The organism is Streptomyces sp. NPDC037290 (assembly GCF_055603245.1).
The window spans coordinates 25,076-51,936 of record NZ_JBVJVZ010000014.1 but is presented as its reverse complement, the minus strand read 5'-3'; the positions used below and the strand labels follow the sequence as shown (position 1 = coordinate 51,936).

General features: G+C 71.3%; 27 protein-coding genes. 19 read left to right on the top strand and 8 right to left on the bottom strand.

What is annotated here, in order from left to right:
• Positions 1-43: 43 nt before the first annotated feature.
• Positions 44-1,372, bottom strand: a complete 1,329-nt coding sequence (locus tag ACZ7HQ_RS33930) for a PH domain-containing protein (protein ID WP_470998447.1) — start codon at positions 1,370-1,372, stop codon at positions 44-46.
• Positions 1,369-1,872, bottom strand: a complete 504-nt coding sequence (locus tag ACZ7HQ_RS33925) for a PH domain-containing protein (protein ID WP_470998444.1) — start codon at positions 1,870-1,872, stop codon at positions 1,369-1,371. The genes ACZ7HQ_RS33930 and ACZ7HQ_RS33925 overlap by 4 nt, the downstream gene beginning before the upstream one ends.
• A gap of 31 nt (positions 1,873-1,903) precedes the next feature.
• Here ACZ7HQ_RS33925 and ACZ7HQ_RS33920 point away from each other — a divergent pair, with 31 nt between their 5' ends.
• The gene (locus tag ACZ7HQ_RS33920; RefSeq protein ID WP_470998441.1) at positions 1,904-3,055 is read left to right on the top strand and encodes an NADH-quinone oxidoreductase subunit D; all 1,152 of its coding nucleotides are present in this window, start codon (positions 1,904-1,906) and stop codon (positions 3,053-3,055) included.
• A 24-nt stretch (positions 3,056-3,079) separates the two neighbouring features.
• Here ACZ7HQ_RS33920 and ACZ7HQ_RS33915 read toward each other — a convergent pair whose 3' ends face one another.
• Entirely contained in the window at positions 3,080-4,270 is a 1,191-nt protein-coding gene (locus ACZ7HQ_RS33915; RefSeq protein ID WP_470998438.1) for an SAM-dependent methyltransferase, read from the bottom strand.
• Positions 4,271-4,388: 118 nt separating this feature from the next.
• Between ACZ7HQ_RS33915 and ACZ7HQ_RS33910 the strand changes: the two genes are divergently transcribed.
• Both ACZ7HQ_RS33910 and ACZ7HQ_RS33905 read left to right on the top strand, forming a co-directional pair.
• Positions 4,389-5,594, top strand: coding sequence for a sensor histidine kinase (locus tag ACZ7HQ_RS33910; protein WP_470998435.1), 1,206 nt, complete (start codon positions 4,389-4,391; stop codon positions 5,592-5,594).
• A 97-nt stretch (positions 5,595-5,691) separates the two neighbouring features.
• On the top strand, positions 5,692-6,363 hold the full coding sequence (locus ACZ7HQ_RS33905) for a response regulator transcription factor (RefSeq protein WP_470998432.1): 672 nt from the start codon (positions 5,692-5,694) through the stop codon (positions 6,361-6,363).
• 164 nt (positions 6,364-6,527) lie between these two features.
• Here ACZ7HQ_RS33905 and ACZ7HQ_RS33900 read toward each other — a convergent pair whose 3' ends face one another.
• Positions 6,528-7,631, bottom strand: coding sequence for a DUF5937 family protein (locus tag ACZ7HQ_RS33900; protein WP_470998430.1), 1,104 nt, complete (start codon positions 7,629-7,631; stop codon positions 6,528-6,530).
• A 184-nt stretch (positions 7,632-7,815) separates the two neighbouring features.
• Between ACZ7HQ_RS33900 and ACZ7HQ_RS33895 the strand changes: the two genes are divergently transcribed.
• Positions 7,816-8,022, top strand: coding sequence for a hypothetical protein (locus tag ACZ7HQ_RS33895; protein ID WP_470998427.1), 207 nt, complete (start codon positions 7,816-7,818; stop codon positions 8,020-8,022).
• A 106-nt stretch (positions 8,023-8,128) separates the two neighbouring features.
• On the opposite strand, the gene ACZ7HQ_RS33890 is transcribed toward ACZ7HQ_RS33895, so the two are convergent.
• Positions 8,129-9,337: a threonine aldolase family protein gene (locus ACZ7HQ_RS33890; RefSeq protein ID WP_470998424.1), complete on the bottom strand. Its 1,209-nt coding sequence runs from the start codon at positions 9,335-9,337 to the stop codon at positions 8,129-8,131.
• Between the two features lie 228 nt (positions 9,338-9,565).
• Between ACZ7HQ_RS33890 and ACZ7HQ_RS33885 the strand changes: the two genes are divergently transcribed.
• The 10 genes from ACZ7HQ_RS33885 to ACZ7HQ_RS33840 all read left to right on the top strand — a co-directional run bounded on the left by ACZ7HQ_RS33885 (position 9,566) and on the right by ACZ7HQ_RS33840 (position 17,977).
• Positions 9,566-10,549 carry a Rossmann-like and DUF2520 domain-containing protein gene (locus tag ACZ7HQ_RS33885; RefSeq protein WP_470998421.1) on the top strand — a complete coding sequence of 328 codons (984 nt, stop codon included), beginning with the start codon at positions 9,566-9,568 and terminating at the stop codon, positions 10,547-10,549.
• Entirely contained in the window at positions 10,546-11,538 is a 993-nt protein-coding gene (gene panC / locus ACZ7HQ_RS33880) for a pantoate--beta-alanine ligase (protein ID WP_470998418.1), read from the top strand. The genes ACZ7HQ_RS33885 and panC overlap by 4 nt, the downstream gene beginning before the upstream one ends.
• A complete protein-coding gene (locus ACZ7HQ_RS33875; RefSeq protein WP_470998415.1) occupies positions 11,535-13,244 on the top strand; it encodes an L-aspartate oxidase in 1,710 nt (569 codons plus the stop codon). Before panC ends, ACZ7HQ_RS33875 begins: the two co-directional genes overlap by 4 nt.
• Positions 13,245-13,272: 28 nt before the next feature.
• Positions 13,273-14,250, top strand: coding sequence for a carboxylating nicotinate-nucleotide diphosphorylase (gene nadC, locus ACZ7HQ_RS33870; protein WP_470998412.1), 978 nt, complete (start codon positions 13,273-13,275; stop codon positions 14,248-14,250).
• Between the two features lie 5 nt (positions 14,251-14,255).
• On the top strand, positions 14,256-15,053 hold the full coding sequence (locus tag ACZ7HQ_RS33865; RefSeq protein WP_030651508.1) for a type III pantothenate kinase: 798 nt from the start codon (positions 14,256-14,258) through the stop codon (positions 15,051-15,053).
• A gap of 169 nt (positions 15,054-15,222) precedes the next feature.
• Positions 15,223-15,885: a hypothetical protein gene (locus ACZ7HQ_RS33860; protein ID WP_470998695.1), complete on the top strand. Its 663-nt coding sequence runs from the start codon at positions 15,223-15,225 to the stop codon at positions 15,883-15,885.
• Between the two features lie 207 nt (positions 15,886-16,092).
• The gene (locus ACZ7HQ_RS33855) at positions 16,093-16,272 is read left to right on the top strand and encodes a hypothetical protein (protein WP_470998408.1); all 180 of its coding nucleotides are present in this window, start codon (positions 16,093-16,095) and stop codon (positions 16,270-16,272) included.
• Positions 16,273-16,434: 162 nt separating this feature from the next.
• Positions 16,435-16,884, top strand: coding sequence for a BlaI/MecI/CopY family transcriptional regulator (locus ACZ7HQ_RS33850; protein ID WP_470998405.1), 450 nt, complete (start codon positions 16,435-16,437; stop codon positions 16,882-16,884).
• A 9-nt stretch (positions 16,885-16,893) separates the two neighbouring features.
• Entirely contained in the window at positions 16,894-17,427 is a 534-nt protein-coding gene (locus tag ACZ7HQ_RS33845; protein ID WP_470998402.1) for an amino-acid N-acetyltransferase, read from the top strand.
• 214 nt (positions 17,428-17,641) lie between these two features.
• Positions 17,642-17,977: a histone-like nucleoid-structuring protein Lsr2 gene (locus ACZ7HQ_RS33840; protein ID WP_470998399.1), complete on the top strand. Its 336-nt coding sequence runs from the start codon at positions 17,642-17,644 to the stop codon at positions 17,975-17,977.
• Here ACZ7HQ_RS33840 and ACZ7HQ_RS33835 read toward each other — a convergent pair.
• Entirely contained in the window at positions 17,956-18,759 is an 804-nt protein-coding gene (locus ACZ7HQ_RS33835) for an SCO3374 family protein (protein WP_470998396.1), read from the bottom strand. The genes ACZ7HQ_RS33840 and ACZ7HQ_RS33835 overlap by 22 nt on opposite strands.
• Before the next feature lie 430 nt (positions 18,760-19,189).
• On the opposite strand from ACZ7HQ_RS33835, the gene ACZ7HQ_RS33830 reads away from it, so the two are divergent.
• Positions 19,190-21,715 carry an ATP-dependent Clp protease ATP-binding subunit gene (locus tag ACZ7HQ_RS33830; RefSeq protein WP_470998393.1) on the top strand — a complete coding sequence of 842 codons (2,526 nt, stop codon included), beginning with the start codon at positions 19,190-19,192 and terminating at the stop codon, positions 21,713-21,715.
• Positions 21,716-21,951: 236 nt separating this feature from the next.
• On the opposite strand, the gene ACZ7HQ_RS33825 is transcribed toward ACZ7HQ_RS33830, so the two are convergent.
• Entirely contained in the window at positions 21,952-22,566 is a 615-nt protein-coding gene (locus ACZ7HQ_RS33825) for an HAD family acid phosphatase (protein WP_470998390.1), read from the bottom strand.
• A 395-nt stretch (positions 22,567-22,961) separates the two neighbouring features.
• Here ACZ7HQ_RS33825 and ACZ7HQ_RS33820 point away from each other — a divergent pair, with 395 nt between their 5' ends.
• Positions 22,962-23,513: a M23 family metallopeptidase gene (locus ACZ7HQ_RS33820; RefSeq protein ID WP_470998387.1), complete on the top strand. Its 552-nt coding sequence runs from the start codon at positions 22,962-22,964 to the stop codon at positions 23,511-23,513.
• Position 23,514: 1 nt separating this feature from the next.
• Here ACZ7HQ_RS33820 and ACZ7HQ_RS33815 read toward each other — a convergent pair whose 3' ends face one another.
• A complete protein-coding gene (locus ACZ7HQ_RS33815; protein WP_470998384.1) occupies positions 23,515-24,114 on the bottom strand; it encodes a TetR/AcrR family transcriptional regulator in 600 nt (199 codons plus the stop codon).
• 124 nt (positions 24,115-24,238) lie between these two features.
• Between ACZ7HQ_RS33815 and ACZ7HQ_RS33810 the strand changes: the two genes are divergently transcribed.
• The 3 genes from ACZ7HQ_RS33810 (at position 24,239) to ACZ7HQ_RS33800 (ending at position 26,851) form a co-directional block, all read left to right on the top strand.
• Positions 24,239-25,807 carry an MDR family MFS transporter gene (locus tag ACZ7HQ_RS33810; RefSeq protein WP_470998381.1) on the top strand — a complete coding sequence of 523 codons (1,569 nt, stop codon included), beginning with the start codon at positions 24,239-24,241 and terminating at the stop codon, positions 25,805-25,807.
• A 103-nt stretch (positions 25,808-25,910) separates the two neighbouring features.
• On the top strand, positions 25,911-26,408 hold the full coding sequence (locus tag ACZ7HQ_RS33805) for a helix-turn-helix transcriptional regulator (RefSeq protein ID WP_470998378.1): 498 nt from the start codon (positions 25,911-25,913) through the stop codon (positions 26,406-26,408).
• The gene (locus ACZ7HQ_RS33800) at positions 26,405-26,851 is read left to right on the top strand and encodes a VOC family protein (RefSeq protein ID WP_470998375.1); all 447 of its coding nucleotides are present in this window, start codon (positions 26,405-26,407) and stop codon (positions 26,849-26,851) included. Before ACZ7HQ_RS33805 ends, ACZ7HQ_RS33800 begins: the two co-directional genes overlap by 4 nt.
• The last annotated feature ends 10 nt before the right edge of the window (positions 26,852-26,861 follow it).

Sequence of the window (26,861 nt, the reverse complement as noted above, 5' to 3'; positions counted from 1 at the left end):
CGCAGGGCTTCCAGGCCCGGCTTCCCGCCCGGGAAGCCGGGCCTCATGCCATCCAGCGGTCCGGGCGGGCGTCCCGACGGCCCGTACGGGACCTCTCCGCCTGGTCGTGCAGGAGCCGTGCGGCCTCCCGGGCGTCCCGCAGACGGGCGGTCACGGTCTTGTCGGCCCCGGTTTCCACATGGACCTCGGCGAGCCGGCACAGGCGCTGCCAGGGCCCCTGGCGCAGTCGTACGCTCTGCACCTTGGCGTGCGGGACCAGCGAGAGCCGGCGGCGCAGCAGGCCGTGCCGGGTGGCGAACACGGTGTCGGTGACCGCGAGGCCGTGGCCGCGCCACCACACCGGCACGCACCAGCGGGCCCGGTCCGGGGGCCGCGACAGCGCCCGGGGCACCGTCACGCCGTGCAGTACGCGCGCGACGACCGACTCGGCGACCGGGCGCGGGGCGACCGGCACCAGCACCGAGTTGGCGGACCCGGCCACGTGCAGTTCCACCCGCACCCAGCCGAGCCGCCGCCACAGGAGCGGCTCCACGATCCGCACGGTCTGCACCCGGCCGGGCGGGACCGTCTCGTGCGCACGGTCGAGCAGCCCGTGGTCGATGCGCAGCCCGTCCGGTGACTCGCTCACCGTCCAGTCGAACTCGCCGGCGAACCGTCCCGCGCTGCTCGCGCCGGCCGCGCCGAGCAGGGGCAGCGCGGTCGCGAGGACCGTCCACAGATTGTGGGTGGTGAGCCACAGCACGGCCGGTACGACGACCGCGGCGCCCATCGAGCCCCAGGTGGCGCCCGTCAGCACCAGGGAGAGCGCCAGCGCGCGCGGGGGCACACGCAGCAGCTCGTGCGCGGGCGCCTCGCCGACTTCGCGAGCCGTCTCGGGCGCGAACCCGGCCGCGCGAGCGAGCAGTTCCGCACGCAGGGCGCGCGCCTCCTGCTCGCCCAGGAAGGCCAGTTCGTCCTTGTCGTCGGCGCCCACGACGTCTATCCGCAGCTTGGCGACGCCCGCCACGCGCGCGAGGAGGGGACGGGAGACGTCCACCGCCTGGATGCGCTCCAGCCGGATGTGCGCCGTGCGCCGGAACAACAGGCCGGTACGGATGCGCAGTTCGGTGTCTGTGACCGCGAAGTGCGTGAACCACCAGGACAGGAAGCCGTACAGGCCGGCCACCGGCACCAGCACGGCGAGCCCCAGCAGCAGCACGGTGGTGGTCAGCCGTTGCAGTTGCGCCTGTGTCCCGTTCGGGTCGTGCACCGCCCATCCGGCGAGTACGGCGATCGGCGCCCACGCCCGCCGGAAGGGCGTGACCGGGTGCAGCCGGCGCTCGGTCACCGGCGCGGGCGCCGGTATCTCCTCGTCCTGGCCCGGGGTCGTCACAGGCCCGCCGATCTCGCCTCGCCCAGCTCGGTGAGCCGGTCGCGCAGCCGTTCCGCCTCGGCCGGGTCCAGGCCGGGGATGGTGGCGTCGGTCGCGGCGGCCGCCGTGTGCAGCTGCACGGTGGCCAGCCCGAAGCGCCGCTCGATGGGCCCCGAGGTCACCTCCACCAGCTGCATCCGCCCGTACGGCACCACCGTTTCCTCGCGCCACAGGACACCGCGGCTGATCAGCAGGTCGTCCGCGCGCTCGGCGTAGCGCCACGAGCGCCAGTTGCGACCCACCATCCGCCAGCACCATGCGGCGCCGGCCACGGGCACCAGGCCGAAAGCCGCCCATCCGGGCCCCACGAGCAGGCCCAGCAGCAGGCCGGTGGCGACGGCGAGCGCCGCCGTCCACACCATCACGAGCAGCCGGCGCACCCGCATCAGAGCGGGCCGCAGCCCCCGCCACACCAGTTCGTCCCCCGGTATCCCGGTCTCCTTCGGGCTCCCCGTTTCCATGGGGCCAGCGTACGTAGGGGAAACTGGGGCCATGACTCCTACGACGGAGACCACGGTCGGGATCGGCGGCGCCGCGGAAAGCACCGACATGGTGCTCAACATCGGACCCCAGCACCCGTCCACGCACGGCGTGCTGCGGCTCAGGCTCGTGCTGGACGGGGAGCGCATCGTGCGCGCGGAGCCGGTGATCGGCTACATGCACCGCGGCGCCGAGAAGCTCTTCGAGGCGCGTGACTACCGCCAGATCATCGTGCTCGCCAACCGCCACGACTGGCTGTCGGCGTTCTCGAACGAGCTGGGCGTGGTCCTCGCCGTGGAGCGGATGCTGGGCATGGAGGTGCCCGAGCGGGCGGTGTGGATGCGCACGCTGCTCGCCGAGCTGAACCGGGTGCTGAACCACCTGATGTTCCTCGGCTCCTACCCGCTGGAGCTGGGCGGTATCACCCCGGTGTTCTACGCGTTCCGGGAGCGCGAGGTGCTGCAGAACGTCATGGAGGAGATCTCCGGCGGGCGCATGCACTACATGTTCAACCGCGTCGGCGGCCTCAAGGAGGACCTGCCGGCCGGCTGGAGCGCACGCGCGCGTGCCGCGGTCGCCGACGTGCGCTCGCGCATGGACGTCTTCGACGACCTGGTGCTCGGCAACGAGATCTTCCGGGGGCGCACGCGCGGCGTGGGCGCGATGACGCCGGAAACGGTGCACGCCTACGGCGTGAGCGGGCCCATCGCGCGCGCGTCGGGCGTCGACTTCGACCTGCGCCGCGACGAGCCGTACCTGGCGTACGGCGACCTCCAGGACACGCTGAAGGTCGTCACCCGGAGCGAGGGCGACTGCCTCGCCCGCTTCGAGATCCTGCTGGAGCAGACGCACAACGCGCTGGACCTCGCCGACGCCTGCCTGGACCGGCTCGCCGAGCTGCCGCCCGGGCCGATCAACCAGCGGCTGCCGAAGGTGCTGAAGGCACCCGAGGGGCACACGTACGCGTGGACCGAGAACCCGCTCGGCATCAACGGCTACTACCTGGTCAGCAAGGGTGAGAAGACGCCGTACCGGCTGAAGCTGCGCTCGGCGTCGTACAACAACATCCAGGCGCTCACCGAGCTGCTGCCGGGGACTCTGGTGGCGGACATGGTGGCGATCCTGGGTTCGATGTTCTTCGTGGTCGGCGACATCGACAAGTAGGCCGGCGCCGGGAAGCGGGCCGGCTCAGGCGAGCGGGTCCACGATTCCCACCGGCTGGACCAGCCAGCCGAAGTCGCCGAGGCCGCCGGGGGCGGTGAGTTCGGCGGCCTCCCCGGCGCTCGCGAGGGCGCGCACGTAAGCCGTGGGGTCCGTGGAGGCCAGCGCGAGCGGGGGGCGCGCGCCGGTGATGTCCAAGGCGCGCAGCGCGGCGCGTTGCGTGAGCAGGCGCGCGGCCGGCAGTACGCGCGCCGTGACAGAGGGCGCCTGCGCCGCGCCCAACCGCGTACGGGAGGGGGTGCTGGTCGCGTTTTCGGATGCGCGCGCGGTTCCCGTGAGTGTGCGCGCTGCGTCACCAGCCGTGTGCGCCGGCTTCTCAGTCGGGTCCAGGGGCGCGTGCGCGCCGGGAGCCGCCGCGCACGCGTCCAGAGCGACGTGCGCCGTGATGTCGCACGACCCGTCCGGCACGGGCGCCGTCTCGCGCCCTTCTCGGAAGCCGGTGAGCGTCCCGAACGGGGGGCGGGCGTCGACGGTGTGCGCGTAGTCCACGGCCACCGCCAGTCCCCGCACCACCCGGCCCACCACCGACGCCCAGGCCAGGTCCCGGGGCAGCCCGAGCTCCGCGCGCAGCCCCTCCTCGGCCGGCAGCGGCCACCAGCGCGCGAGCCAGGCAGCGTCGGCGCCGTTCACGGGCTCCCCGAGCCGCTCGGTGCCGTCGTCGGCGACGAGCACGAGCCGGGGCACTCCCGCGGGGTCGGTCTCGGCGACGTCAACGGGGACGTTGTCCAGCCACTCGTTGGCGAACAGCAACCCCGTGACGGCGGCCGGGGGCGCGTCCAGCCAGGCGATCCGTTCGTCGAGTCCGGCCGGGCGGTCGGCGCGTTCGACGGCGTACCCACGCACGCGTGCGGCCACGTCGGGCGGCAGGGCGGCGAGCACGCCGGTGATCAGCTCGCCGCGCCCGGCCGCCATGTCGACGAAGTCCAGGGCCGGCGGCCGCCCCAGCGCCTCGTCGACCCGGCACAGCAGCCGGGCCACGGCCTGCGCGAACAGCGGGGACGCGTGCACGGACGTACGGAAGTGGCCGGCCGGGCCCTCGGGGCGCCGGTAGAAGCCGCCGGGGCCGTAGAGCGCCGCCTCGGTCGCCGCACGCCACCCGCGCCGGCCGTGTCCCTCGCCGGGACGCCGTTCCGCTTCCCGTGCCGTCTCATCCGTCACCGCAACAGACTAGGCGCACAGATGATCACTTCCTCCACCTTGCGGAGTACACGCACCCGGCATGGATCGGCCCTCCGGTTGACCCCTGCACGCATCCGGTTTCCCTACTCTGGGTTACGTGCAGCGCCTCTACGACTTCCTCCGCCTCCACCCGACCTGGGTCGACACCTTCTGGGCCGTCGTCCTGTTCGGGCTGTCCGGTGTGAGCGTGGTCAATCTCGACGGATCGCCCGGTCACCACGGGACCCTCCCCGCCGGGATGGCCGTGTCCGCCGTCCTGTGCGCCGTCGTCGCGCTGCGCCGCCGTTTCCCGGAGCCGATGCTGCTGCTCGCCCTCGCGACCGGGCTGGCCCAGCTGGTGCTGGACATCGAGACGACCGTCGCCGACTTCGCGATGCTCGTGATCACCTACACGGTGGCGGCGATCGGCGCGCGCTGGGCCTCCCGGCTCGCGCTCGCCGTCAGTCTCGTCGCGGCGGCCCTCGCGCAGATCCGCTGGCCGGCCGAGCACTCCAGTTTCGCCGGGCAGATCGCGATCGCGGTCTTCCAGACGGTGCCGTTCGCGCTCGCCTGGGTGCTCGGTGACTCGATGCGTACCAGGCGCGCCTACTTCGCCCAGCTGGAGGAGCGCGCGGCCCGCCTGGAGAAGGAGCGCGAGGCGCAGTCGAAGGTCGCGGTGGCCGCCGAGCGCGCCCGTATCGCACGTGAGCTGCACGATGTCGTGGCGCACAACGTGTCGGTGATGGTGGTGCAGGCGGACGGTGCCGCCTATGTCCTCGACGCCGCCCCCGACCAGGCCAGGAAGGCCCTGGAGACGATCTCCTCCACCGGCCGCCAGGCCCTCGCCGAGATGCGCCGCCTGCTGGGCGTGCTGCGCACCGGGGAGCACCAGGAGAGCGGGGAGTACGTCCCGCAGCCGGACGTCGGGCAGATCGACGACCTCATCGACCAGTGCCGCAGTTCGGGGCTCCCGGTCGACTTCAAGGTCGAGGGCACCCCGCGCCCGCTGCCCAGCGGCGTGGAGCTGACCGCGTACCGGATCGTGCAGGAGGCGCTCACCAACACGCGCAAGCACGGCGGTCCCAACGCGGGCGCGAGCGTCCGGCTGGTCTACTTCGACGACGGGCTCGGCCTGCTCGTCGAGGACGACGGCAAGGGCGCCCCGCACGAGCTGTACGAGGAGGGCGGGGCCGACGGCCGGGGGCACGGCCTGATCGGCATGCGCGAGCGGGTCGGCATGGTCGGCGGCACCCTGGACGCGGGGCCGCGCCCGGGCGGAGGATTCCGCATCAGTGCCCTGCTTCCGCTCAAGCCAGCGCACTGACGCAGCCGCACGCCCCCCCGTTGACACCTGTAAGACCCCTTCCTGAAGCAACACCCACCGCCCCGAACGGCCCCCCGCCGCGAACGAAAGAGGCCCGATGACGATCCGTGTGATGCTCGTCGACGACCAGGTGCTGCTGCGCACCGGATTCCGGATGGTGCTGGCCGCCCAGCCGGACATGGAGGTCGTCGCGGAGGCGGGCGACGGCGTCGAGGCCCTGCAGGTGCTGCGGTCCACAGCCGTCGACGTCGTCCTGATGGACGTCCGCATGCCGAAGCTGGACGGCGTGGAGGCCACCCGGCGGATCTGCGCCGAGCCCGACCCGCCCAAGGTGCTGATCCTGACCACGTTCGACCTGGACGAGTACGCCTTCTCCGGGCTGAAGGCGGGCGCCTCCGGCTTCATGCTCAAGGACGTGCCGCCCGGTGATCTGCTCGGTGCGATCCGCGCCGTGCACAGCGGCGACGCGGTCGTGGCACCCTCCACCACCCGCCGGCTGCTGGACCGCTTCGCGCCGATGCTGCCCTCCGCGGGCAAGGAGCCGCAGCACAAGGAGCTGGAGCGGCTCACCGACCGGGAGCGCGAGGTGATGGTGCTGGTCGCCCAGGGCCTGTCCAACGGTGAGATCGCGGCCCGGCTCGTGCTGAGCGAGGCGACGGTGAAGACCCATGTCGGCCGCATCCTGACCAAGCTCGGCCTGCGCGACCGGGTGCAGGTCGTGGTGCTGGCCTACGAGACGGGGCTGGTGCGGGCCGGCGGGCACGGCTGACGGGGCGGTTCGGGACCGGTTTCGGCGCGGGGCGCGACGGGGCGGGTTCGGGTCCGGCTTCGGCGCGGGGCCCGGCTTCGGCTCGGAGCACGGCGGTTCGGGTTCGGCGCAGGGCGCACCGGCCCGATCCAATTTCAGCGCAGGGCACACTGGCCGGGTCCGTTTCAGCGCAGGACGCCCTCGATGAAGTCGCTGCCCAGCCTCGCCACCGCCGCCAGGTCCAGCTGGTGCTGGACGTACCGGCCGCGCCGGCAGTCGGTGATCAGGCCTGCCTTCTTCAGCACCGCGAGGTGCCGGGATATCTCGGGTGCCGACATGCCGTGGGCGTCGGCCAGTTCGCCCGTGGTGTGCGCGGACCGTGCGAGGTGCCGGCACAGCCGGATCCGCACCGGGTGGGCCAGCGCCTCCAGCCGGCGCGTGAGCTGTTCGACGGACGGGGCCTGCGGTCGTGTGCCGCTCGCGGGATAAGTGATCGCGGGCTGCCAGCCGTACCGGTGCAGGACCATCACGTGCGGCCAGCCGAGGCTCGTCGGGACGAGGACCAGGCCGCCGTCGCCGGTGGCCGTGTGGCCCACCAGGAGCTTGTCGACGGTGATGAGCGCGGCTTCCTGGTCCAGCGAGACGGCTCCCGAGAGGGACGACAGGGCCGCACCGAGGCCCTTGCGGCGCAGCAGCTGGGTCTTGTGCCGGGCGTCCGCGGCGAGCTGGGGCTGCACGCGGGCCCAGACGTCGGCGAAGAACGCCTCGTCGCAGTCGAGCATCAGCTCCCGGAACCAGGAGCGGACGGCCGGCGGATCCTCCAGCAGCCGACGCGTGAACCGCTCCTGGACGGCACCGCGTGCGGCGGCCAGCTCCAGGGAACGGCGGCGCAGCACGGGGTCCTCGAGCGGGCTGGGCGCCGGGGAGTCGTAGCGCAGCTGGCAGGTGAACTCCAGGGCGGCCGTGACGAACTGGTCGTCCGTCAGCTTGTCCAGCTGGTCCAGTTCCTCGGCGAGCGTGGCACCGGGCAGCGCGTGGCCGCCGGGGATGCCCGCGAAGGGGGCGAAGACGTCCGAGAACGTCGTACGCCACAGGAACTCCGCCTCGCACAAACGGTCGGCCAGGCAGGGGTCCAGCCGTGTCGAGACGGCCGTCGCCCAGCCCTGGAGGCCGGGGTGGTGCCCGGGCTCGCTGAGGGCGTGCAGGGCCATCCCCAGTTCTGCAAGCGGAGAGGGCACGACGGATACCCGCTCCAGTGGCAGTCCGGTGATGTCGATCGTCACGCTCATGCGTTCCATCGTGCACCCGGCCACTGACAGCGCCGTCGTGGATTGACGGCAGTCGTCAATCCACGGGACACCCGCCCTGGCCAGGGGCAGTGTGGAGGCACCGGGGCAGCCGCGGAGCCCGAACGGTCACCGAGCGGTCGGTGACCCGTCCACGTCCCGAGAACTTCCGAGAAGGCGATCCGCCATGAGCATCACCCAGCAGTACCTCCTCGACAGCCACCGTGCCCGCGTGCTCGGCGAGCCGGAGCCGCCCGCGCCCGGCCGGCACGACGTCGACCTGATGCGCGAACTGCGCGACTACCGGCGCTTCCACGCGGTCGTCGCCGAGCGCCCGGCGCGGGGACGCGTGCGGCACGCCCTGCGCCGATGGCTGCGCCCGCGTGCGCTGTGATCACGTGCGCTGTGATCACGGACACTGAGATCACGTGCGCTGCGATCACGAGCCCTGCAATCACGGGGCACCGCGATCACGGGCGCGGGCGTGGCCATCGCCGCGGTCACCCCGCGGGCAGGCGGTGCACGAAGCCGGCCACGGCCGCCCGTACGTCGTCCGCCGTCCACTCCAGGCCCGGGGAGCGTACGCCGACCTCGCTGAAGGAGACCCCGGGACCGCCGCGGTCCCAGGGGCCGGCGAACAGGAACGTCCCCGTCTCCTCGGCCTGGCGCACCGCCGCCTCCGTCAGGACACCGGGCTCGTACGGCAGCCAGACCTGGAAATCCTGGGTGTGCGGTTCCTCGGGGTGCACGCGCGACCACGGGACCCCGGCCTCGGCCAGACCCTCGCGCAGCGCGGCGGCGACCACGCGCGCGTGCCGCACGTAGTCCGGCAGCCGAGGCAGCTCACGCTCCAGGCCGGCGAGCGCCGACAGCGCGGTCGGGAACTGCTGGAAGACCATGCCGCCGTACCGGTGCCGCCATGCCTTCGCCTCCTCGACCAGCGTCTTCGGGCCGGCCAGCGCGGCACCTCCGAAGCCGTCGAGGGACTTGTAGAACGACACGTACACGCTGTCCGCGAGGCCCGCGATCTCCTCGAGGGACCGGCCGAAGTGGACGGTGCACTCCCACAGGCGCGCGCCGTCGAAGTGCACCACCGCGTCGCGCTCCCGCGCGGCCTCGACGACCTCGGCCAGCTCCTCCCAGGCGGGCAGCACGAAACCGGCGTCCCGGAGGGGAAGTTCCAGCATCAGCGTCCCGAAGGGCTCGTCGAGGTCGCGTATCTCGGCGGCCGTGGGCAGCCGGGGCTCGCTGGTCACCCGTACCGGACGCAACCCGCTGACCTCGCTGAACGCGTGGCGTTCGTGCACCTCGGGGTGGGCCAGGGCGTGCAGGGCGACCGCGGGGTTGCCGGTGCGGCCCGCCCAGCAGCGCAGGGCCACCTGCTGGGCCATCGTGCCGGTCGGGAAGAACGCGGCGGACTCCGTGCCGAGCAGGGCCGCGACCCGCTCCTCCAGGTCCGCCACGATCCCGTCGCCGTACATGTCCGCGTGCTGGTCCAGGTCGTACACCTGCGGCGCCGCTTCCTGGAGGGCCGTCAGCCGCTCCCGGACCGTGCGGGCCGTCAGCCGCTCCCGGACCGTGCGCCGGAAGCCCGGGCGCGAGAGCACACGCTCCGCCTTCGCGAAGGCGACCCGGCGCCGCTCCCGCATCCGCTCCTGCTCGGACCACTCCGTGTGCCGCGCGTGGTCCGGTCCCGCCGTATCGGTCATGTACGGATCATGCAGTGCAGCAGCCCGGGCGAGCAGCCGGATTACCGCCGGCGCGGTGGTGCCGCGACGCCGCGCGGGCGGGCACAGGGGCCTCGGGGCGGACGTGGCGAAACCCACAGCCTGTGGACAAGCGGCCGGTGTCGAACCGGATAGCGTTAACATGACGAGAAATCGTTCGGTACATCGTCCGGTACCCAGAGCGGACTGGAACGGGAAGGCCGCCGTCGCGTGAGTACAGTCCACCAGCCAGACCTCAGGGACCGCCCCGCGCGGCTCACCGTCGGCGTCGTCGGCGCCGGCCGCGTGGGCCCCGCGCTCGCCGCATCCCTCCAGCTCGCCGGGCACCGCCCGGTCGCCGTCTCCGGTGTCTCCGACGCCTCCCGGCGGCGCGCCGAGGCCCTGCTCCCGGACGTGCCGCTGGTGCCGCCCGCCGAGGTCCTCGAGCGCGCCGACCTGGTGCTGCTCACCGTTCCCGACGACGTCCTGCCCGGCCTGGTCACCGGCCTCGCCGAGACCGGCGCGGTACGGCCCGGACAGCTGCTCGTGCACACCTCCGGCCGGTACGGCGCGGGTGTCCTCGACCCGGCCCTGCGCGCGGGCGCGCTGCCCTTGGCCCTGCACCCGGCGATGACCTTCACCGGCACCCCGGTGGACGTCCAGCGCCTGGCCGGCTGCTCCTTCGGCGTCACCGCGCCCGAGGAACTGCGGCTCGCCGCCGAGGCCCTCGTCATCGAGATGGGCGGCGAGCCCGAGTGGATCAGCGAGGAGAACCGCCCGCTCTACCACGCGGCCCTCGCGCTCGGCGCCAACCACCTGGTGACCCTGGTCGCCCAGTCGATGGAACTGCTGCGCACGGCGGGCGTCGGGGCGCCGGACCGGATGCTCGGCCCGCTGCTCGGCGCCGCCCTGGACAACGCACTGCGCTCCGGGGACCTCGCGCTCACCGGGCCCGTCGCCCGCGGAGACGCCGGCACGGTCGCCGCGCACATCACCGAGCTGCGCAGGCACGCCCCGCAGACCGTCGCGGGCTACGTCGCGATGGCCCGCGCGACCGCCGACCGGGCGCTCGCGCACGGCCTGCTGAAGCCCGAACTCGCCGAGGACCTGCTCGGGGTACTCGCCGACGAAGGCCACGCAGGTGGCGGAGCCGGCGGCACGAACGGCACCGACGGCACCGACGGCACGACCGGCACCGAGGGGAACGACCGATGACCACCGCCCTGCTGAGCACTGCCGACGAGCTGCACGCGCGTGTGCGCCGCGGCCGCCGCGCCGTCGTGATGACCATGGGCGCGCTGCACGAGGGCCACGCCACCCTGATCCGCACGGCGCGCGAGATCGCGGGACCGGACGGCGAGGTCGTCGTCACCGTCTTCGTCAACCCGCTGCAGTTCGGCGCCGGCGAGGACCTGGACCGCTACCCGCGCACCCTCGACGCCGACCTGAAGCTCGCCGAACAGGCCGGTGCGGACGTGGTGTTCGCGCCGTCCGTGGAAGAGGTCTACCCCGGCGGCGACCCCCAGGTCCGGATCACCGCGGGGCCCATGGGCGAAAGCCTGGAGGGTGCCTCGCGGCCCGGCCACTTCGACGGCATGCTCACCGTCGTCGCCAAGCTGCTGCACCTCACCCGCCCCGACGTCGCGCTGTTCGGCCAGAAGGACGCCCAGCAGCTCGCCCTGATCCGGCGCATGGTGCGGGACCTGAACTTCGGCGTCGAGATCGTCGGCGTACCGACCGTGCGCGAGGAGGACGGGCTCGCCCTGTCCAGCCGCAACCGCTACCTCTCGCCGGAGGAGCGCCGTACCGCGCTCGCGCTGTCCCGGGCTCTGTTCGCGGGCCGCGACCGGCACGCCGCGCAGGAGGCGTTGCGCGCGCGTGCCCGTGAGGTGCCTTCCACGCACGCGCGTGCCGAGGCGCTGAGCGCGCTCGGGGAGTCCCGCGCGGCCGCCGACGCGCACGCGGTCGCCACGGTGTCCCCGGGCGGCCCCGCGGCCGTCCGCGCGGCCGCACGGCAGGTGCTGGACGAGGCCGCGCGCCTGGCCCCGCCGCTCGCGCTGGACTACCTGGCCCTCGTCGACCCGTCCGACTTCACCGAGATCGGTGACGACTTCACCGGCGAGGCCGTCCTCGCCGTCGCCGCCCGGGTCGGTACGACCCGGCTGATCGACAACCTCCCTCTCACCTTCGGAGCCGCCTCGTGACCAGCACAGGCATCAGCACAGGCATACGACTGCACGCGCCCGCCCCCGGGTGGTCCATCTCGGCGGACGTGGTCGTCGTCGGCTCCGGAGTGGCCGGTCTGACCGCCGCTCTGCGCTGCGAGGCCGCGGGCCTGACGACCGTCGTCGTCACCAAGGCCCGCCTGGACGACGGCTCCACGCGCTGGGCGCAGGGCGGCATCGCCGCGGCGCTCGGCGAGGGCGACACGCCCGAACAACACCTCGGGGACACCCTGGTGGCCGGCGCGGGCCTGTGCGACGAGGAGGCCGTACGGATCCTCGTCACCGAGGGCCCCGACGCGGTACGGCGGCTGATCTCCACCGGCGCCCACTTCGACACCGACGACGAGGGCGACATCCACCTCGGCCGCGAGGGCGGCCACCACCGGCGCCGGATCGCGCACGCGGGTGGCGACGCGACCGGCGCGGAGGTCTCCCGGGCGCTCGTCGAGGCGGTACGCGCGCGTGGGCTGCGCACCATCGAGAACGCGCTCGTGCTGGACCTGCTCACCGACGCCGAGGGCCGTACGGCCGGTGTCACGCTGCACGTGATGGGCGAGGGCCAGCACGACGGCGTGGGCGCCGTGCACGCCCCCGCGGTGGTGCTTGCGACCGGCGGCATGGGGCAGGTGTTCACCGCGACCACCAACCCGTCGGTGTCGACCGGTGACGGCGTCGCGCTGGCGCTGCGCGCGGGCGCCGAGGTCAGCGACCTGGAGTTCGTCCAGTTCCACCCGACCGTGCTGTTCCTCGGCCCGGACGCCGAGGGCCAGCAGCCGCTGGTGTCCGAGGCGGTGCGCGGCGAGGGCGCCCATCTGGTCGACGCCGACGGCGTGCGCTTCATGGTGGGCCAGCACGAGCTGGCCGAGCTGGCGCCCCGGGACATCGTCGCCAAGGGCATCCTGCGACGGATGCTGGAGCAGGGCGCCGAGCACATGTACCTCGACGGCCGGCACTTCGGCACCGAGATGTGGGAACGCCGCTTCCCGACCATCCTGGCCGCCTGCCGCGCCAACGGCATCGACCCGGTCACGGAGCCCATCCCGATCGCCCCGGCCGCCCACTTCGCCTCCGGAGGCGTCCGCACCGACGCGCAGGGGCGTACGACCGTGCCCGGCCTGTACGCGTGCGGCGAGGTCGCCTGCACCGGCGTGCACGGCGCGAACCGGCTCGCCTCCAACTCCCTCCTCGAAGGCCTCGTCTACGCCGAGCGGATCGCCGCCGACATCGCCGCCGCGCGGGCGGAGAACGGCCTCCACGCGCGCGTGCCCCAGCCCGTCCCGGACCCCGGGAAGCCGGAGCACCCGCTGCTCGCCCCCGAGGCCCGGTTCGCCATCCAGCGGATCATGACCGAGGGCGCGGGCGTTCTGCGCTCGGAGGACTCCCTGGCGAAGGCCGCCGAGCAGCTCCAGCAGCTGCACAGCGAAGCCCGTGACGCCCTCCACGAGAACGGCAAGACCGCCGAGCCCGGCGTCGACACCTGGGAGGCCACCAACCTCCTGTGTGTCGCCCGCGTCCTGGTCGCCGCCGCGCGGATGCGCGAGGAGACCCGCGGCTGCCACTGGCGCGAGGACAGCCCCGAGCGCGACGACGCGCACTGGCGGCGCCACATCGTCGTACGGCTCAATCCGGACCGGTCGCTGGCCGTACGCACCACGGAAACCGCAGACTTCCCCCCTACCCGGTAAGACCCAGCGCCCAGGAGCAGTGACGAACGTGAGCACCGACGACCTTCCCCTCGCCCCCACCGGCGGCTGCGGCGACGGCTGCGCCTGTGGCGCCGAGGGCGACGAGGAGTACCTGGAGAGCGGGCTCGACCCCGCGCTCGCCGAGCTGCTGGCCGCCGCCGGGCTCGACCCGATCGAGGTCGAGGACATCGCCAACGTGGCCATCCAGGAGGACCTGGACGGCGGCGTGGACGTGACGACCGTCGCAACCATCCCCGAGGAGGCTGTCGCCACCGGCGACTTCACCGCGCGCGAGGCGGGCGTCGTGGCGGGCCTCAGGGTCGCCGAGGCCGTGCTCTCCGTCGTCTGCACCGACGAGTTCGAGGTCGAGCGGCACGTCGAGGACGGCGACCGGGTCGAGGCCGGGCAGAAGCTGCTGTCGGTCACCACGCGCACGCGTGACCTGCTGACCGCCGAGCGCAGCGCCCTGAACATCCTGTGCCGCCTGTCGGGCATCGCGACCGCCACGCGCGCGTGGGCGGACGCCCTGGAAGGCACCAGGACGCGCGTGCGGGACACCCGCAAGACGACCCCCGGCCTGCGCTCGCTGGAGAAGTTCGCGGTCCGCTGCGGCGGGGGCGTCAACCACCGCATGTCGCTGTCCGACGCGGCCCTGGTGAAGGACAACCACGTGGTGGCCGCCGGTGGCGTCGCGCAGGCCTTCAAGGCCGTACGGGAGGCCTTCCCGGAGGTGCCGATCGAGGTCGAGGTCGACACCCTGCACCAGCTGCGCGAGGTCGTCGAGGCGGGCGCGGACCTGATCCTGCTGGACAACTTCACGCCGGACGAGTGCGCGGAGGCCGTCGGCATCGTGCGCGGGCGCGCGCTGCTGGAGGCCTCCGGCCGGCTGACGCTCGACATCGCGCGCGTGTACGCCGACACGGGCGTGGACTTCCTGGCCGTCGGCGCGCTCACCCACTCCTCGCCGATCCTGGACATCGGCCTGGACCTGCGCGAGGCGGAGTAACGGCCATGCTCCTCACGATCGACGTCGGCAACACGCACACCGTCCTCGGGCTGTTCGACGGTGAGGACATCGTCGAGCACTGGCGCATCTCCACGGACGCGCGCCGCACCGCGGACGAGCTGGCGGTGCTGCTGCAGGGCCTGATGGGCATGCACCCGCTGCTCGGCGAGGAGCTGGGCGACGGCATCGACGGCATCGCGATCTGCGCGACCGTCCCCTCGGTGCTGCACGAGCTGCGCGAGGTCACCCGGCGCTACTACGGCGACGTCCCCGCCGTCCTGGTCGAGCCGGGCGTGAAGACCGGTGTGCCGATCCTCACCGACAACCCCAAGGAGGTCGGCGCCGACCGGATCATCAACGCGGTCGCGGCCGTCGAGCTGTACGGCGGCCCGGCGATCGTCGTCGACTTCGGTACGGCGACCACGTTCGACGCGGTCTCCGCGCGCGGGGAGTACGTCGGCGGTGTCATCGCACCCGGCATCGAGATCTCCGTTGAGGCGCTCGGCGTCAAGGGCGCGCAGCTGCGGAAGATCGAGGTGGCCCGGCCGCGCAGTGTGATCGGCAAGAACACCGTCGAGGCCATGCAGGCCGGCATCGTGTATGGCTTCGCGGGGCAGGTCGACGGGGTCGTCAGCCGGATGGCCCGGGAGCTGGCCGACGACCCGGACGACGTGACGGTGATCGCCACGGGCGGGCTCGCGCCGATGGTGCTGGGGGAGTCCTCGGTGATCGACGAGCACCAGCCGTGGCTGACGCTGATCGGGCTGCGCCTGGTGTACGAGCGGAACGTGTCGCGGCTGTGAGGTGACCGGCGCCCTCTTCGGGAGCGCCGGTCTTCCCGTTCACCCGCGCGTGGCCCCGGTCGGGGGAAACCGGGAGCGACACGCGTCGAAAAAACATCCCGATCCGTCACTTTTGTCCGATTAGCGGTAGCGTCGCCGCATGCCCACGCCATACGGATCCCGCGGCGGCATGGCGTTCGGCGTGGAGGAGCTGCGTGTGCTCCGCCGCGCCCTCGCCCTCGCCCTTCACCCCGGCCGAGCGTCCGCCGAGGACGTCAAGGACTGTTTCCGGCTCGCAGAGTCGCTCGACGAGGCGATGTGCGAGGGGGCGAGACTGCGCGCTTTCCTGGTGGCCGACCTCGGCCGGTACCGGGCCGCGCTCCCGGGCACCGCGGCCGGCTACCTCACCCTCCTGGAGGAGGCGCTGGGGGCCGGGCACCGGCCGACTCCGGACGATCTCGCCGCCCTGCGGGCGCTGCGCGGGAACCCGGCGGCGGCCGCGCTGCTGGACCGCTGCCAGGCGCTGGCCGAGCAGGATGTTCGGGCCCGGTTCGCGCAGGGCGCGCGCAAGGTGCCCGCCCCGGCCGTGCCGCCCTCCCGTACCCGTCTGCTGGCCCTCCAGGGCGGCGGGGCGGAGCCCGGGGCGCGGGAGGCCGAGGAGCCGCAGAGACCCCCGCAGAAGCCCGCTCAGAGCCCCGCGCCGAAGCCGGCCCCGAAGCCCGCGCCGGCGCCCCCGGAGCGGCCCGCCGGGGAGCCCGCCGCGCCGAAGCGGCCCATCCCGACACCGGGGGAGGTCTTCCCGCGCCGCAAGCCGGCACCTCCGGCCGAGAGCCGCCAACTGGCTGCTGGCTGAGCGCCGGACCTCCGGCCCGGACCGGGTCCGAGGCCGGGTCCGAGACCGGCCCGAGACCGGCCCGAGACCGGGTCCGGCGTTCCCGCCCGCACGCGCGTGAGGGAATCGTCGTCGGGCGCGGGCGGGGCGGTTGCAGGCGGGGGAGCTGCTGGGGCGGTTCGCGCACCCCGTACCTTTCGCCCGTTGCCGCGTGGCTACCCTGGAGGCATGGACTACGTCTCCGCGCTCGTGCCTCCGGTCGTGATGGCCGTGTTCTTCATCGGTGTGGTCAGGGTGATCGTGAAGACCCAGGGCGGGGCCGCCAAGGCCAAGGAGGACGCCGCTGTCGACGCCGCGCTCGCGCGCGCGGAGAGCGGCCGAAAGGCATCCGCCGCCGGCGACGCCTGAGTCGACCGGATCCGCTGGGCCGATCAGTGATGCGCCTTCGAGTCGTACGCCCTTTTTGTTCCTATTCGTGGGCTTAGAGCACGTCCGGCACGCCAATGCCGTGATCTCCCACTATTGTTCTGAGCTGTGCCTCGCCCATTGGGAGAACTCGAAGACGCGGTCATGACGCGGGTGTGGAAGTGGAACCGCCCGGTGACCGTTCGAGAAGTCCTGGAAGACCTCCAGCAGGAACGCTCCATCGCGTACACCACCGTGATGACCGTTTTGGACAATCTCCACCAGAAGGGCTGGGTGCGCCGTGAGGCGGAAGGGCGGGCCTATCGATATGAGGCCGTCTCGACCCGCGCCGCGTACGCCGCCGCCCTCATGAACGACGCCTGGTCACAGAGCGACAACCCGGCCGCCGCTCTCGTCGCCTTCTTCGGCATGATGAGCGAGGAACAGCGTCAGGCCCTCAGGGACGCCGTACGCATCGTCCAGGGCCCGGAAAGCCGGGAAGCCCCCGAACCACGGCAAGGGGAAGCGGCGCAAGAGGAAGCCGTGCGACAGGAAGCGCCCGGCGCCCCGCAAGCGGAGAACCCCGGCTCGGCCGAGGACGGCGACGGGCGATAGCGTCCGCTCATGTCAGCAGAGCGTCCTGAAGTCTCCGCAAAAGCCATCACCGTCCGGCGGGCCCGGACCAGCGATGTCCCGACGGTACGCCGCCTCCTCGATGCCTACGCCCGCGACCGCATCCTGCTCGACAAAGCCACCGTCACGCTTTACGAGGACATCCAGGAGTTCTGGGTCGCGGAACGCGACGACAACGCCGAGGTGGTCGGCTGCGGCGCGCTGCACGTCATGTGGGAGGACCTCGCGGAAGTCCGCACTCTCGCGGTGAAGCCCGGCCTCAAGGGCGCCGGCGTCGGCCATCAGTTGCTGGAGAAGTTGCTGCAGACCGCGCGCTGGCTCGGCGTTCGCCGGGTTTTCTGCCTGACCTTCGAAGTGGACTTCTTCGGGAAGCACGGCTTCGTGGAGATCGGGGAGACGCCCGTCGACACCGATGTGTACGCGGAGCTGTTGCGTTCCTATGACGAGGGCGTCGCCGAGTTCCTGGGTCTCGAACGAGTGAAACCGAACACCTTGGGCAACAGCCGGATGCTTCTGCATCTGTGATCGTCAATGCCCCGGGGCTCTATGTCCGAAACGCGCATGTTTCCGGACGAGGGCGGCCCGTCGGTCCTCTCCCCGTCCTCTCCCAGGGGTTTGTGTTTTTCCGGCAAAAGCGGTTTGCTTTCCGACGTACTGCAGTACTGCATATAACAGGGGCGGCGAAACGGCGGATGCCGCACACCCCTGGCCCTCAACGTTATCGATGAAAGGAAATCCGGTGGCACAGAAGGTTCAGGTCCTTCTTGTCGACGACCTCGACGGCGGCGAGGCGGACGAGACCGTGACGTTCGCGCTGGACGGCAAGACGTACGAGATTGATCTCACGACCTCCAATGCGGACAAGCTGCGCGGCCTTCTCGACCCGTATGTGAAGGGTGGCCGCCGTACCGGAGGCCGTGCGTCGGGCGGGCGTGGAAAGGCGCGTGCCGCTTCCGGTGGCAGCCAGGACACCGCGGCGATCCGTGCCTGGGCGAAGGAGAACGGTTACGAGGTCAACGACCGCGGCCGCGTTCCCGCGACCATTCGTGAGGCCTACGAGAAGGCCAACGGCTGATCCCGCCGGCAGACGGTCGGCAGCCCGGCGCGCGGGCGCCGCAGCCGGACCCGGTGACAGTGCGCCGCCACCGTGTCCACCAGCCGTACGAGATCGGGGGCGCTCCCCTCGCGTCCCAGGGCCGGCATCGTCGGCAGCGAGGCCTCGGCCTCGCCTCCAGGTCCGGGGGGCCGCAGCCATACGGCGGCCCCCTGCATGGATCCGGCCCCCTGCATGGATCCAGCTCTCTGCGCGGATCCGGATCCGGATCCGGCCCTGCTCGGAACCGCTCCGCCGAGGACTCCCACGGGCGCACGGGCGACAGCGGCGGCGCCGACGCGTGCGGTGCCTTCCGCGTGGCCGGCCGCCGGCGCCCTGACTCCCGCGGCAACGGCCGCGGGCGGGACCGGTGCCTCCATCGCGTCGCCCGCCCCCAGGACCCGCAGGTCGAGGGCCACGGCGCTCCATTCCAGCCAGTCCAGCAGCCCCGGCAGTTCCTCCGCGCTGCCCGCGGCCACCAGCAGCCGCATCCGGTCGCCCTGTAGGGCCACCGGAGAGCCCGGCGCGAGATGCCGGAGCGCCCCCGCGCCCGCCTCGGCCGGCACGTCCAGGACGTCGAACCGCACCCCCGTGAGCAGCCGCAGCGGCCGTCCGGGCACTGTCGCCCACCCCAGATCGTTCTCGTACCAGTGCCGCGCCCGGGCGTCCGGGCAGGTCGGAAGATCACAAGCGTTCGGTACGCCGGGGTCCGAGGGGCGCCGGGGAAGGGGGACTGTTGAGGCCGTGGGGACCGTGCCAACCATGCTCAGCGCAACCGCCGAAACGACCGACAAGTTACGCTGGGTTTCTTGTCGAGCGCGCAGAGTGTCGAATGAGGGGGCGCGTGGGGGCGCGGGGAGGCGCAAGGTTGTTCGCCCATAGCGGAGGGAACGGGTGCGCGCGGCATGGAGTGTCAGTCCCTGCGGGTAAGACATGCCTAGTGGGAGGGGGCGACGCGCAGGAGAGGCCGTCTCACGTTCGCCATGGGCGTAGTGGCGAGTGGGGTAACTGCCTGGCCTGCGGGAACATCGTCTCGCACCATCGGGTTGGAGCAGATGTCGGCGTTCGGGGTCAGGAGGCCATCGACGGTGTCGGCAGTTGGAATGAGCGGTCCCCGCTTGCGGGACTAAGCTGCGGAAGGACAGGGAGGGGAAGTTCCCCCCACTGCCTGACCGCTCTGAGGAGCGATTAACGATGTTCGAGAGGTTCACCGACCGCGCGCGGCGGGTTGTCGTCCTGGCTCAGGAAGAAGCCCGGATGCTCAACCACAACTACATCGGCACCGAGCACATCCTCCTGGGTCTCATCCATGAGGGCGAAGGTGTCGCCGCTAAGGCCCTGGAGAGCCTCGGCATTTCGCTTGAGGCGGTCCGCCAGCAGGTGGAGGAGATCATCGGCCAGGGCCAGCAGGCCCCGTCCGGTCACATCCCCTTCACCCCCCGTGCCAAGAAGGTCCTGGAGCTGTCGCTCCGCGAGGCCCTTCAGCTGGGCCACAACTACATCGGCACTGAGCACATCCTGCTCGGCCTGATCCGCGAGGGCGAGGGCGTCGCCGCCCAGGTCCTCGTCAAGCTGGGCGCAGACCTCAACCGGGTGCGGCAGCAGGTCATCCAGCTGCTCTCCGGCTACCAGGGCAAGGAGACCGCCGCCGCCGGCGGCCCGGCCGAGGGCACGCCTTCGACCTCCCTCGTCCTGGACCAGTTCGGCCGGAACCTCACCCAGGCCGCTCGTGAGTCCAAGCTCGACCCGGTCATCGGGCGCGAGAAGGAGATCGAGCGGGTCATGCAGGTGCTGTCCCGCCGTACCAAGAACAACCCGGTGCTGATCGGTGAGCCCGGCGTCGGCAAGACCGCCGTCGTCGAGGGCCTCGCCCAGGCCATCGTCAAGGGCGAGGTGCCCGAGACGCTCAAGGACAAGCACCTCTACACGCTGGACCTCGGCGCCCTGGTCGCCGGCTCCCGCTACCGCGGTGACTTCGAGGAGCGCCTGAAGAAGGTGCTCAAGGAGATCCGCACCCGCGGCGACATCATCCTGTTCATCGACGAGCTGCACACGCTGGTCGGTGCGGGTGCCGCCGAGGGCGCCATCGACGCGGCGAGCATCCTGAAGCCGATGCTGGCCCGCGGTGAGCTGCAGACCATCGGTGCGACCACCCTGGACGAGTACCGCAAGCACCTGGAGAAGGACGCGGCCCTGGAGCGCCGTTTCCAGCCCATCCAGGTCGCCGAGCCGTCCCTGCCGCACACGATCGAGATCCTCAAGGGTCTGCGCGACCGCTACGAGGCCCACCACCGCGTCTCCATCACGGACGAGGCCCTGGTCCAGGCCGCCACCCTGGCCGACCGGTACATCTCGGACCGCTTCCTCCCGGACAAGGCGATCGACCTGATCGACGAGGCCGGCTCCCGGATGCGTATCCGCCGGATGACCGCGCCGCCGGACCTGCGCGAGTTCGACGAGAAGATCGCCGCCGTCCGCCGGGACAAGGAGTCCGCGATCGACTCGCAGGACTTCGAGAAGGCCGCCTCCCTGCGCGACAAGGAGAAGCAGCTCCTCGCCGCCAAGGCCAAGCGGGAGAAGGAGTGGAAGGCCGGCGACATGGACGTCGTCGCCGAGGTCGACGGCGAGCTGATCGCCGAGGTCCTCGCCACGGCCACCGGCATCCCGGTCTTCAAGCTGACCGAGGAGGAGTCCAGCCGCCTGCTCCGCATGGAGGAGGAGCTGCACAAGCGGGTCATCGGCCAGAACGACGCCGTCAAGGCGCTGTCGAAGGCGATCCGCCGTACGCGTGCCGGTCTGAAGGACCCGAAGCGTCCGGGTGGTTCGTTCATCTTCGCCGGCCCGTCCGGTGTCGGTAAGACCGAACTCTCCAAGGCGCTCGCCGAGTTCCTCTTCGGTGACGAGGACGCGCTGATCTCCCTCGACATGTCGGAGTTCAGCGAGAAGCACACGGTGTCGCGCCTCTTCGGTTCGCCCCCCGGATACGTGGGCTACGAAGAGGGTGGCCAGCTGACCGAGAAGGTCCGCCGCAAGCCGTTCTCCGTCGTCCTGTTCGACGAGGTCGAGAAGGCCCACCCGGACATCTTCAACTCGCTGCTGCAGATCCTGGAGGACGGTCGCCTGACCGACTCCCAGGGCCGGGTCGTGGACTTCAAGAACACGGTCATCATCATGACGACCAACCTCGGCACCCGGGACATCTCCAAGGGCTTCAACCTCGGCTTCGCCGCCGCGGGTGACACGAAGACCAACTACGAGCGCATGAAGAACAAGGTGTCGGACGAGCTGAAGCAGCACTTCCGCCCCGAGTTCCTCAACCGCGTCGACGACGTGGTCGTCTTCCCGCAGCTGACGCAGGCCGACATCCTGCGGATCGTCGACCTGATGATCAGCAAGGTGGACGAGCGCCTGAAGGACCGGGACATGGGCATCGAGCTCTCCCAGTCCGCCAAGGAGCTGCTGTCCAAGAAGGGTTACGACCCGGTGCTGGGCGCGCGTCCGCTGCGTCGCACGATCCAGCGCGAGGTCGAGGACACGCTGTCGGAGAAGATCCTCTTCGGTGAGCTGCGCCCCGGTCACATCGTGGTCGTGGACACCGAGGGCGAGGGCGAAACCGCCACCTTCACCTTCCGGGGTGAGGAGAAGTCGGCACTGCCGGACGTCCCGCCGATCGAGCAGGCGGCCGGCGGCGCGGGGCCGAACCTGAGCAAGGACGCGTAAGCCTCCGGCGGTTTGACGGAGTTGAAGGGGCCGGTGCCTTGGGCACCGGCCCCTTCGCCGTGCCCGGCCGCCTTTCAGAAGGCGCAGGGGCGAGAGGGCGGTACGACGACGTCGGCGTTGGAGAACGGGGCCGCGTAGGCAGACTCGTCCAGCGCCAACAGGTCCTGGCCGCCCTCCTGCGTGACTTGGAGAAGTCCGACGCCGGACAGGCCCCAGCCCCGCGACTGGGCCCGCCGTCAGCTCAACTGGCCGTTGTAGTCCGGCAGTTTGAAGGTCTTCTCGGCGTGGCCGCCGGAAAGGTCGGTGGCGCTGTTGCCGATGTTCGCGATGATCGTGTAGCCGTGGTTCTCGATGTCGACGCGCTGGGCGGTCTTGTAGGCGGCGACGTCCTTGAAGAGGTCGAACAGGCCGCGGACGTAGAGGCCGGAGACGTCGTAGCCGTCGTGTTCGAGGTTGTACTCGGTGGGCAGGTAGATGATGCCCGGGCGGGCCGTGACGAAGAACAGGGAGACGCCGTGCTCCTGGGCGTACTTCGCGACGTTCAGCACGGGCTTGTTGGCCGGCTGCGGGTAGCTGAAGCCGAAGTCGGTCTCCAGTGTGGTGTTGTCGATGTCGAAGACGATCGCCTGCTTCTCACCCGGCGTGGCGTCGGCGATGCGCTCCTTCACGTACGGCAGGGCCTGGTCCATCACCGCCTGGCAGTCCTTCTGCCAGGTGGCGTAGTCGACCTTGGTGGCCGAGGCGGTGGAGTCGGCCGTGGTCGCGGCCTGGGCCGGGGCTGCCATTGCGGCCAGTGCGGCCACGGAGACGGCGGTTGCGGATATGCGGCGTGCCCAGGGGCGTCTGGTCATCGGTGGGGGTCCTCTCACGTCCTGCACGTGCCTGAAATGTCAGGGGCATGATCTGAGGTGAGGGTGGCGCGAAAGGAACCGTAAGGTTACTGGACGGTAGGCGCCTAGAGGTGTGCGCCACATTTCTGTGATCGTCGGTTTGGGTGGCCGGTGATAAGCGGCACAGGCGAAATGTCCCTTACTAGCCCTGATAGTGGGATCCGCCGCCGGGATGAAAAGGACTTTCACGGGACTTTCATCGCGGAAGGGCGCGGTGGCTCCACCGTCGGCTACTAGCAGGCGCCGTAGATGGGGCGTTTGGGGACGGATGGGGTGCTCGGCTACCAAGGGATGGCCACTCCGCCGGGCATCCGTTCGCGGGGTGGCGCTTGTGTCCCCGACTCCACGAGGTTTCGATGTTCCAGCGCGTCACGTCCCGTTCTTCCCGTACGTCCTCGCTCCGCACCCGCGTGGCCGTCCTGGCCGCCGGCATCGGCGCCACGGCCGTGCTGGGGACCGGGGTCGCGAGCGCCGCCGCTCCGTCGGCCACCTCCTGGGTCGACCCGGTGAAGTCGTACACGCTGTCTGCGAGCTTCATGCAGGCCGGCAGCCACTGGGTCGCCAAGCACAGCGGGCAGGACTTCGCCGTGCCGACCGGCACCGAGGTCGTCGCCGCGCACGGCGGCACCGTCGTCAAGGCCGGCCCGAACGGCGCCGGTGACGGTCCCGCCTACGGCAACGCCGTCGTGATCAAGCACGGCAACGGCACCTACTCGCAGTACGCGCACCTGTCCCGGATCGACGTCAGGGCCGGCCAGGTCGTCAGGACCGGCCAGCACATCGCCCTCTCGGGCTCCACCGGCAACTCCACCGGCCCGCATCTGCACTTCGAGATCCGCAAGACCCCGGACTACGGCTCCGCCGTCGACCCGGTCGCGTTCCTCCGCGCCCAGGGGCTCACCGTCTGAGCTAGTCCTTTCCGCGGGCGTGTTCGTGCGCCTGGGTGACCAGGTCCAGGGCGACCTCGAGAACGGCCTCGCGCTTCTTCTCGGGGTCGCCTTCCAGGTCCTGCATGACGAACATCCCCGCGTGCAGCGTGAACATCGCGCTGACGGAGCGCACCTGGTCCACGAGCTCGGCCTCGGGGTCGATCAGGATGTCCCTGAGGCCCCGCATCCGGTCCTTGAAGGTCTCCCCGATGCGCAGTTCCCGCACGGTCGCCTGGTTCTCCTGCATGAAGCGGAACAGCGGCTCCGCGCCGGCCAGGGCCTCGCTGTAGCGCCGTACGATGTCCTGCCTGGTCTCCAGGGTGGGCGGCTGGCTGCGGCCCCACTCGATCAGGTCCTCGATCGGTTTCGTCAGGTCCTCGAAGAGGCTGACGATGATCTCTTCCTTGGTCTTGAAGTGGTAGTACAGGGCCGCCTTCGTGACGTCGAGACGCTCGGCGATCTCGCGCAGAGAGGTCTTCTCGTAGCCCTGCTCCGCGAAGAGTTCGAGCGCCACGTCCTGGATGCGCTGGCGGGTGTTGCCGCGGCGCTGCTGCTTGGTGCCGTCCATGGTGACGCCCATCCTCGTACTCCTCGCGCTTCCGCGGAAACTTACTTGACGCCCGGCTAGTTACGGGTCTACTTTCCCAGTGTAGTGAACTAGCCGGGCGGCAAGTAAGTAGCCGTCGTAGGGGGAGTGGGAAGAGATGGCGGACACAGTGGAAAGCGTCACGGAGGGCAAACGGCCCCGCAGTGTGCGGGTGGTCCTGCTCGCGCTCATGATCGCGATGATGCTCGCGATGCTCGACAACATGATCGTGGGTACGGCGATGCCGACGATCGTGGGCGACCTGGGCGGCCTGGAGCACCTGTCCTGGGTGGTCACCGGTTACACCCTGGCCACCGCGGCCTCGACCCCGATCTGGGGCAAGGTCGGCGACATGTACGGGCGCAAGGGCGCCTTCCTCAGCTCGATCGTGATCTTCCTGGTCGGCTCGGCGCTCAGCGGCATGGCCCAGAACATGGGCGAGCTGATCGGCTTCCGCGCCGTGCAGGGCCTCGGTGCCGGCGGACTGATGGTCGGCGTCATGGCGATCATCGGTGACCTGATCCCGCCGCGCGAGCGCGGCAAGTACACCGGCATGATGGCCGGCGTCATGGCGCTGGCGATGATCGGCGGTCCGCTGGTCGGCGGCACCATCACCGACAACTGGGGCTGGCGCTGGTCCTTCTACATCAACCTCCCGCTGGGTGCCGTCGCCCTGGCACTGGTCACCGCGGTGCTGCACCTGCCGAAGAAGCGGGCCAAGGCGCGCATCGACTACGGGGGTGTCGCGCTGCTGACCGTCGGCATCACCTCGATCGTGCTGGTCACCACCTGGGGCGGCACCGAGTACGCCTGGACCTCCGCGCGGATCATGGAGCTGACCGGCATCGGCATCGCCACGCTGAGCGGATTCGTGTTCTGGCAGACCAGGGCCGCCGAGCCGGTGGTGCCGCTGCACATGTTCATGAGCCGCAACTTCACGCTGATGTCCGTCATCGGCTTCATCACCGGCTTCGTGATGTTCGGCGCCACGCTCTACCTGCCGCTGTACCAGCAGTCGGTGCAGGGCGCCTCCGCGACCAACTCCGGTCTGCTGCTCCTGCCGATGCTCGGCGCGATGCTGGTGACCTCGATGGTCGCGGGCCGGGTGACCACCAACAGCGGCCGCTACAAGATCTTCCCGATCGCCGGCGGCGTGCTGATGATCGCGGGCCTGTACCTGCTGTCGCTCATGGACACCGGTACGACACGGCTGACCTCCGGCATCTACATGGCCGTCCTGGGCCTGGGCATGGGCTGCCTGATGCAGGTCACCATGCTGGTGGCGCAGAACAGCGTGGAGATGAAGGACATGGGCGTGGCCTCGTCGTCCTCGACGCTGTTCCGTACGCTCGGCTCCTCCTTCGGCGTGGCCATCATGGGCGCGCTGTTCAACAACCGGGTCCAGCACGTCATGGCCGAGCGGGCGGGTACGGCGGGCAAGCGCATGACCGAGAAGTCCGCCGCGCTGGACGCGAAGCACCTCAACATGCTGCCGCCCCCGATCCGGGACGCGTACCAGCACGCGGTGTCCGCCGGTACGCACTCGGCGTTCCTGCTGGGCGCGGCGGTCGCGGTGCTCGTGCTGATCGCGGCGCTGTTCGTGAAGGAGGTCCCGCTGCGGAGCGGGAAGCCCTCGGCGGACAGCGGCGACGAGGTGGCTCCGGTGCAGGTCGTCGAAGCCGTCTGAGCCTCCACTGAACGGAAGACCCCGGGTTGGTGTCCGCCCCCGGGGTCTTCTTCCTTTTGCGCCGGAACCGGCGTTGTCAGTACCCCGTGTCACCATCGGCCCCATGGACAAAATCCGCCGTCTGCGTCTGGCCAAGGACGCCATGGACCGGGACTGGGCCGACCCCGGGCTCGACCTGGACGCGGTGGCCGCGTGCGCCGGGTACTCGCGGTATCACTTCCTGCGCGCCTTCAGGGACGTCTACGGCGAGACCCCCGGCCAGTATCTGACCCACCGGCGGATCGAGCGGGCGGAGGAGATGCTGCGCAGCGCCAACCTCACGGTGACCGAGATCTGTACCCTCGTCGGCTTCAGCAGCCTCGGCACGTTCTCCGCCCGCTTCAAGGCCCGTACGGGACTCACGCCGAGCGAGTACCGCACGAGGCACGTGGGCCGCGGCGCCTCCCTGATACCCGGCTGCTACGCCATGCTCTGGGCCGGCGGATTCAGCACCGCAAGATCGGAGAAGCGCTCCGGGCCCGGCCCTGCCTACGGTGACGAAGGGGAATCCCTCCCACCGCACAGCACCGCCGGCACCGCCGACAGGAGAGCAGAACCATGATCAAGGGGCTTGCCATCACCACCGTCTGGGTCCTCGACCAGGACCGGGCCAAGGAGTTCTACACCCAGAAGCTGGGCCTCGAGGTCCGTACGGACATGACGATGGGGGAGGGCGGCATGCGCTGGCTCACCGTCGGCGCCCCCGATCAGCCCGACGTGGAGCTGACGCTCATGGTGCCCGGGCCGCCCGCGATGGACCCCGAGTCCGCGGAGATGATGCGGAAGCTCATCGCGAAGGGGGCGCTCGGCGCGGGCGTGCTGGCGACCGACGACATCCACGGCGACTACAAGAAGCTCAAGGACCGCGGGGTGCAGTTCCTCCAGGAACCGCAGGAGCGGCCGTACGGCACCGAGGCGCTCTTCCGGGACGACTCCGGGAACTGGTTTTCCTTCACCCAGCGGCGCGAGGGCGGGCTGGACATGGAGCAGGACTGGGCTCGCTGAGCGCCGCAGC

Bases quoted from the DNA above. Each gene is read 5' to 3' on its own strand.
- panC (WP_470998418.1), top strand. From the start codon at position 10,546: ATGACCACCGCCCTGCTGAGCACTGCCGACGAGCTGCACGCGCGTGTG.
- ACZ7HQ_RS33835 (WP_470998396.1), bottom strand. From the start codon at position 18,759: ATGGTTGGCACGGTCCCCACGGCCTCAACAGTCCCCCTTCCCCGGCGC.
- ACZ7HQ_RS33805 (WP_470998378.1), top strand. From the start codon at position 25,911: ATGGACAAAATCCGCCGTCTGCGTCTGGCCAAGGACGCCATGGACCGG.
- ACZ7HQ_RS33900 (WP_470998430.1), bottom strand. From the start codon at position 7,631: ATGAGCGTGACGATCGACATCACCGGACTGCCACTGGAGCGGGTATCC.
- ACZ7HQ_RS33860 (WP_470998695.1), top strand. From the start codon at position 15,223: ATGGCGTTCGGCGTGGAGGAGCTGCGTGTGCTCCGCCGCGCCCTCGCC.
- ACZ7HQ_RS33865 (WP_030651508.1), top strand. From the start codon at position 14,256: ATGCTCCTCACGATCGACGTCGGCAACACGCACACCGTCCTCGGGCTG.
- ACZ7HQ_RS33855 (WP_470998408.1), top strand. From the start codon at position 16,093: ATGGACTACGTCTCCGCGCTCGTGCCTCCGGTCGTGATGGCCGTGTTC.
- ACZ7HQ_RS33800 (WP_470998375.1), top strand. From the start codon at position 26,405: ATGATCAAGGGGCTTGCCATCACCACCGTCTGGGTCCTCGACCAGGAC.
- ACZ7HQ_RS33815 (WP_470998384.1), bottom strand. From the start codon at position 24,114: ATGGGCGTCACCATGGACGGCACCAAGCAGCAGCGCCGCGGCAACACC.
- ACZ7HQ_RS33810 (WP_470998381.1), top strand. From the start codon at position 24,239: ATGGCGGACACAGTGGAAAGCGTCACGGAGGGCAAACGGCCCCGCAGT.
- ACZ7HQ_RS33905 (WP_470998432.1), top strand. From the start codon at position 5,692: ATGACGATCCGTGTGATGCTCGTCGACGACCAGGTGCTGCTGCGCACC.
- ACZ7HQ_RS33895 (WP_470998427.1), top strand. From the start codon at position 7,816: ATGAGCATCACCCAGCAGTACCTCCTCGACAGCCACCGTGCCCGCGTG.
- ACZ7HQ_RS33830 (WP_470998393.1), top strand. From the start codon at position 19,190: ATGTTCGAGAGGTTCACCGACCGCGCGCGGCGGGTTGTCGTCCTGGCT.
- ACZ7HQ_RS33825 (WP_470998390.1), bottom strand. From the start codon at position 22,566: ATGACCAGACGCCCCTGGGCACGCCGCATATCCGCAACCGCCGTCTCC.
- ACZ7HQ_RS33925 (WP_470998444.1), bottom strand. From the start codon at position 1,872: ATGGAAACGGGGAGCCCGAAGGAGACCGGGATACCGGGGGACGAACTG.
- ACZ7HQ_RS33890 (WP_470998424.1), bottom strand. From the start codon at position 9,337: ATGACCGATACGGCGGGACCGGACCACGCGCGGCACACGGAGTGGTCC.
- ACZ7HQ_RS33920 (WP_470998441.1), top strand. From the start codon at position 1,904: ATGACTCCTACGACGGAGACCACGGTCGGGATCGGCGGCGCCGCGGAA.
- ACZ7HQ_RS33820 (WP_470998387.1), top strand. From the start codon at position 22,962: ATGTTCCAGCGCGTCACGTCCCGTTCTTCCCGTACGTCCTCGCTCCGC.
- ACZ7HQ_RS33850 (WP_470998405.1), top strand. From the start codon at position 16,435: ATGACGCGGGTGTGGAAGTGGAACCGCCCGGTGACCGTTCGAGAAGTC.
- ACZ7HQ_RS33845 (WP_470998402.1), top strand. From the start codon at position 16,894: ATGTCAGCAGAGCGTCCTGAAGTCTCCGCAAAAGCCATCACCGTCCGG.